The sequence below is a fragment of the Pedobacter agri PB92 genome, assembly GCF_000258495.1.
GTDB classification, from domain to species: domain Bacteria; phylum Bacteroidota; class Bacteroidia; order Sphingobacteriales; family Sphingobacteriaceae; genus Pedobacter; species Pedobacter agri.
Map to the genome: position 1 here is coordinate 1 of NZ_AJLG01000239.1, position 5,960 is coordinate 5,960.

The window sequence follows — 5,960 nt, forward strand, 5'->3', positions numbered from 1 at the left end:
AATTTATGATCAGTAAGCCAACTGACAGCACAAAATTGATTTTGAAAAATTATTTTGCAAAAAATTTAAATGCGGCTCCCCAAAAGCCATCTAACCAATTAAATTTTAGGTCAAATTTCTCATCTACTTGTACAGAAAACTCTAATATTTCTTTGCTCATGATAAAAAACCTATCTATTTTAACAATAATACAAAATTCATACCGAAAACCAAAACGGTACAGATTAAACTTACGTTAATTTTACATCAATGAGTTAAAACTTTAGTCTCATTATATTTTAAATACCTGAACTATTGATTTTCAATACATTAATTCTTTTTCCGATATTATTTCGTAACTTAATATATCATTCACTAAAAATGGAGGTTCATCATGAACGTAATCCGTAAAATTGAACATTGGGGAGATGTTCATCATGCGAAATGGCTCGATTATCTACGTATTGTTCTTGGGCTAATTATCTTTGGTAAAGGCGTATCGTTTATTAGCGACACATCTGTTTTGCAAAATTTAATCACTCAAAACAATGTATTTGGCTTTTCAGGGATGATGATTAGTGTCGGCATTCATGTGGTCGCTTTTGCGCATTTGGTTGGGGGCATTTTAATCACACTCGGTCTGGTTACGCGTTTTGCAGCTGTGATCCAAATTCCGATTTTGCTGTTCGCCGTATTTTTTGTTAACCTCACGCCAGGATTTTCAGCACCGAATTCAGAATTATGGTTATCAGTACTCGTACTCTTCTTACTCATCATGTTTTGGGTAGTTGGATCAGGACCGCTATCCGTTGATGAAGGTTTGAAACACAAAACCGGAAAGCGATACACTTAAACAAGATTGAATATTCTTAGTATCTTTCGACTTTATTACTGACAATGAAAATCAAGATACTTTTTGCACTGCTCTTAGCGGGATTGACGACTTACGCTCAAAACACAACTCAGGAATATTTTAAATTAACGCGAAGTGGCTTCAACGAAAAAAATGCCTATGAAACCACAGCATTTGTAGAAAAATATTTTCGTGTACCTGGCAACAGCGGATTCAATGCCAGTATATATTATGTAGAAAACATATTAAAAAAGGCAGGTTTTGTACAACAAAAACAAAACGAAGTGGAAGCGCCACTTACCTACCGCATTGAAAAACGCCCCATGAAAAACAATACCTGGGAGCCAGTTGATGCAAATATTGATATTGTTGGAGAAACACAGCCATTGATATCTTTTAAAACGAACCGCAACATGATTCCGATAAATTGCGGCTCTACCACTGCAGATGGCGTTACCGCTGAAGTAGTTTTTCTTGAGAAAACATCAGCAGCTGATTTGGCAAAACTCGATCTTAAAGGCAAAATAGTATTTTCCGAAAATCATCCTTCCAGGCTACTGCAACTAGCAACCAATGCTGGTGCAATTGGTGTGTTAGGATATGCCATGCCCAGGTATACACAACCCGAAGTTCATCAAACTTCCATTCAGTTTGGAAGCATGAAAGCCAATAGTGAGGTTTGGACCTTACTTCTATCTTTTGCTGCGAAAGAAAAACTTAAGGCCGCTTGCTCAAAAGGCTCCATAAAGTTGAAAGTTTCTATTCAAACCAAAATTTATCCTTCCGAAGAGCTAACCATTGTAGCGAATGTAAAAGGAAGCATAAAACCTGATGAGCGTTTCGTTTTCAGTGCCCATGTACAAGAGCCTGGGGCTAATGACAATGCCAGTGGAGTAGGCACATTAGCTGAAATGGCCAGGCTTACTGCAGAGCTTTATCAGGCCAAAAAAATTGTACCGCAACGCACTTTAACTTTTTTGTGGGGCGATGAAATTGTATCAACCAGAAGATATATTGTGGAAGATACCAGCCGGGCAAAAGGCATCATGTGGGGAATGAGTTTGGATATGGTTGGCGAAGACACCAAAAAGACCGGAGGTTCATTCCTGATTGAAAAAATGCCTGATCCATCTGCCATCTGGACCAGGGGAACGGATAAACACACGGAATGGGGCGCTGGAAATGTGACCGAAAAAGATCTTTTCCCACACTACTTTAACGACTTTATTTTTGATATCTGTAAAGCACAAGGCAAATTTGCGAACTGGACAGTTAATTTTAATCCATTTGAAGGCGGTAGTGACCATACTCCATTTTTGCAAAGTAAAATTCCAGGTTTATTAATGTGGCATTTTACCGATGTTTTTTACCACACCGACAACGACAGGATTGATAAGGTTTCGGCCGTTGAGATGAAAAACGTTGGAATTAGCGGCCTAACTGCCGCCTACAGTTTAATTTCTGCAGATGAACAAACAGCAACAGCAACCGTCTCACAGGTAAAAAATGATGCTTTGGCCAGATTAAAAACTGAATTTGAGCTGAGCAAAGATGCCATTGCAAAAGGTAAGGCTGTGACTGATGAAAAACATATCATCGCTACCTGGAGTAAATGGTATGTTGATGCTTTGGCAACCATCAACAAAATGCCGGTTAAAGCCGAAACCACCCGTGTAGGATCGGCCATAAAATTCGCCACAAACGAAGTTGAAAAACAAACAAAAATTTATTTGGAGGGTTTGAAATAAATCCATGCCTAAACCAAAAGCAATAATTATCGGAGCAGGAATTGCAGGAATTGCCGCTGCGATCCGGATGTCTGTAAAGGGTTATCAAGTGGAGGTTTTCGAAGCAAATGATGCTCCCGGGGGAAAACTGGCTGAAATAAACTTGCAAGATTTTAGGTTTGATGCAGGCCCGAGTTTATTTACAATGCCACAATATGTGGATGAGCTTTTTAAACTGGCTGGAAAAAATCCACAAGATTACTTTGAGTATGAAAAATTAGATGAGGTTTGCCGGTATTTTTACGAAGATGGACTGCAGCTGATTGCTCATGCCGATTTGGATAAATTTGCTAATGAAATTGATCAAAAAACACGTTCAAGCGCAAAAGAAATTCATCACTTTATCAAAAAAAGCCAAACGATTTACGAAGTAACCAACCAGGTATTTTTACAAAGATCACTTCATAAAATTAAAAGCTATTTACACTGGGATACACTTAAATCAGTATTTCGATTTGGTAAAATCGATGCTTTCAGAACACAGGCAAAGGCTAATCAGCATTTTTTTAAAGTATAAAAGAATTGCGCAGTTGTTTAACAGGTATGCAACTTACAATGGCTCAAATCCTTACCAGGCACCAGCAACCTTAAATGTAATTCCTCATTTTGAATATCATTTTGGAGCATATCTGCCAAAGAAGGGAATGTTTAGCATCACGACGTCACTTTTGAAATTAGCACAGGATTTAGGCGTAAAATTTCACTTCAATGCCAAAGTCGAAGAAATCATTTATCAGGCTGAAGGTAAGACAAGCGAGGTAACAGGAATTAAGTGCAAAAATCAGTTATATAAAGCAGAAGTAATTATTTCCAATCTCGACATTTGGTTTACTTATAGAAACCTATTAAAAAATTTGAAAGCACCAGAAAAATTGCTGGCACAGCAAAGAAGCAGTTCTGCTTTAATTTTTTATTGGGGTGTAAAAGGAACCTATCCTCAATTGGGTTTGCATAATATTCTTTTCGCCAAAGATTACAAGGCTGAGTTTGACGGCATATGGAAAGACAAAACCATTGATCAGGATCCAACGATATACATCAATATCACTTCCAAACACATCAAACGAGATGCACCAGCTGACAGTGAAAACTGGTTTGTAATGATAAATGTTCCTGCAAATGAGGATCAAAACTGGGATGAACTGATTAGCCTAACCAGGCAAAATATTCTCAAAAAAATAAGTGGTATCTTAAAAATAGATCTAACGAAAAATATTATTTGTGAGCAAATTCTCGACCCACGGAGTATTGAGACCAAGACAGGTTCTTTCCAGGGATCTCTTTATGGCAATAGTTCGAACAGTCAGTTTGCCGCTTTTTTAAGACACCCAAACTTTTCTTCGAAAATTAAGGGACTTTATTTTTGTGGAGGAAGTGTTCATCCTGGCGGAGGAATACCCCTGGCACTACTATCTGCAAAAATAATTGATCAGAATTTATCGAATTAACTATTTCTACTGATTGCTTCTTCTAATTTTTCGGCATCCAAATCAAAAGCATCAACAATTAACTTGGCTTTTGTATAAAACGGATCTCGCTCTTTTAATTTAACTTTTATGAACTCCAGCAGCTGCTCATCATCCAGGTCTTTGATCAATGGGCGCTTCTGGCGGTTGTGCAAACGGGAAACCAAAGCGGCAGGTTCCATTTGAAGATAAACTGTTTGTCCGTTTAAGTTCATCCATTCCATATTATCAAAAAAGCAGGGTAAACCTCCGCCAGTTGCCACCACAGAAGTTGATGGATAATCAAAAGTTTTAAGCATCTCACTTTCATACGTTCTGAAACCACTTTCACCATAAGCCTCAAAAAACTCCGCTATGGTTTTACCAGATTTATTTACGATCTCTGCATCAAGATCTATCACCGGACAATCCAAACGATGCGCCAACTGTTTAGCCTTTGTACTTTTACCACAACCCATGTATCCGATCAGGAAAATCTTCATACTTTTAATTTATTCTTTTTTTTATTATGCTAATTTCACCCTTGGATCAACATATGCATAAAGAATATCCACAAGGATATTAATCACCACGAAAACAAAGGCAATAAATAGTATCGATCCCATTACAACAGGAAAATCAGACATTTCCAGTGCGCTTACTGTCGTTCTCCCCAAGCCGTTATATCCAAAAATATATTCCACAAAAAATGAACCGGCCAACAGAGATGCGAACCAACCGGAAATTGCAGTAATTACCGGATTTAAAGCATTTTTTAATGCGTGTTTATAAATAATTGCATTTCTACTTAAACCTTTTGCCCTGGCTGTGCGAATATAATCCTGCGCCAGTACATCAAGCATGGCACTTCTTGTTAATTGAACAATTATTGCAAGTGGCCTCAACCCCAAAGTAATCATTGGCAACCAAAGGTTTCTTAAAGTCAAAATCTCTCCACTAAAAGGATCATAAGAATACAAGCTACCACTCATTTTCAGTCCCGTGAAGTCGCTAAGTACAAATCCAAAAAGCCAGGCAATAATAATTCCGGCAAAAAATGAGGGGGCAGAAATACCTAAAATAGCAAAAGCGTTTGCTGATTTATCGATCCAGGAATCTTTGTAGACAGCTGAAAGAACACCCAAAAACACACCAATAATCGTGGCAAAAATCATCGCAGTGAGTGCCAAGATAAAAGTATTGGGAACGGTTTCAGAAAGGATTGCCGTAACATCGCGTTTGGTTTGGTAAGAACTACGCAAATAAGGCCATTTAATTACCAATGCCTTTTGATCGAAGTTGATTATTTTTGCATAGTGGTATTTGGCTTGCGTAATACTATCATTCTCCAATACACTAATTGGCGATAAATCATTTACATACAGCACAAATTGCATTGGTTTCGATCGATCTAAACCGAATTCTTTCCGAACAGCTTCCAAAGATTGCACATCCGCTCTTTGACCCATTGTCATCCTTGCCGGATCGCCAGGCAAAATATTAAACAGCACAAAAACAACGAGTACCACGCCGGCCATAACCAGCAATCCATACAACATTTTTTTTATGGCATATCCAATCATTATTTATCGAAATATTTTCTACTGAGCTGATCAAAAGTAGGCACATTATGGAAATGCCATTTATTTATTACCACACCATTTTTCAGCAATAGCACACCAGGATTAGCCCTAACCATACTTTTCAATGGAACCGCATCGGCATAAAACACTTCTGAAAACAGGTTATTTTGTTTAACGAAAGCCTCTGCATCCTGAGCTGAATTGGCCGTTAACAATACGGTGCGAATATTAAATTGCTGTGTAGCATTAATCGCCAAAGCATTCAATTTGCCTATTGCTGCCTGATTGGTATTTTTAAATCGTATGCTACATA

7 protein-coding genes and 1 pseudogene are annotated in these 5,960 nt (G+C 37.9%); 4 read left to right on the forward strand and 4 right to left on the reverse strand.

Going from position 1 to position 5,960, the window contains the following annotated elements:
- Positions 1-49 precede the first annotated feature (49 nt).
- Positions 50-160, reverse strand: a complete 111-nt coding sequence (locus ON09_RS21925) for a hypothetical protein (protein ID WP_010603219.1) — start codon at positions 158-160, stop codon at positions 50-52.
- Between the two features lie 213 nt (positions 161-373).
- On the opposite strand from ON09_RS21925, the gene ON09_RS21930 reads away from it, so the two are divergent.
- From ON09_RS21930 to ON09_RS21940, 4 genes are read left to right on the forward strand one after another with little or no spacing between them, the layout of a single operon-like run.
- Positions 374-832, forward strand: a complete 459-nt coding sequence (locus ON09_RS21930; protein WP_010603220.1) for a DoxX family protein — start codon at positions 374-376, stop codon at positions 830-832.
- A gap of 44 nt (positions 833-876) precedes the next feature.
- Entirely contained in the window at positions 877-2,580 is a 1,704-nt protein-coding gene (locus ON09_RS21935; RefSeq protein ID WP_010603221.1) for a M28 family peptidase, read from the forward strand.
- Positions 2,581-2,584: 4 nt separating this feature from the next.
- Positions 2,585-3,136, forward strand: coding sequence for a phytoene desaturase family protein (locus tag ON09_RS26340; RefSeq protein ID WP_238533778.1), 552 nt, complete (start codon positions 2,585-2,587; stop codon positions 3,134-3,136).
- On the forward strand, positions 3,087-4,067 hold the full coding sequence (locus tag ON09_RS21940) for a phytoene desaturase family protein (protein WP_238533779.1): 981 nt from the start codon (positions 3,087-3,089) through the stop codon (positions 4,065-4,067). Before ON09_RS26340 ends, ON09_RS21940 begins: the two co-directional genes overlap by 50 nt.
- Here ON09_RS21940 and ON09_RS21945 read toward each other — a convergent pair.
- The 3 genes and pseudogenes from ON09_RS21945 to ON09_RS21955 form a co-directional block, all read right to left on the reverse strand.
- Positions 4,064-4,567 (reverse strand): shikimate kinase, encoded by a 504-nt coding sequence (locus ON09_RS21945; RefSeq protein ID WP_010603222.1) that lies wholly within the window; start codon positions 4,565-4,567, stop codon positions 4,064-4,066. The genes ON09_RS21940 and ON09_RS21945 overlap by 4 nt on opposite strands.
- A gap of 24 nt (positions 4,568-4,591) precedes the next feature.
- Complete coding sequence (locus tag ON09_RS21950; RefSeq protein WP_010603223.1) at positions 4,592-5,647, reverse strand: ABC transporter permease; 1,056 nt, start codon at positions 5,645-5,647, stop codon at positions 4,592-4,594.
- A pseudogene (locus ON09_RS21955) lies at positions 5,647-5,960 on the reverse strand (BT_3928 family protein); the annotation flags it as partial. The pseudogene ON09_RS21955 and the gene ON09_RS21950, both read right to left, overlap by 1 nt.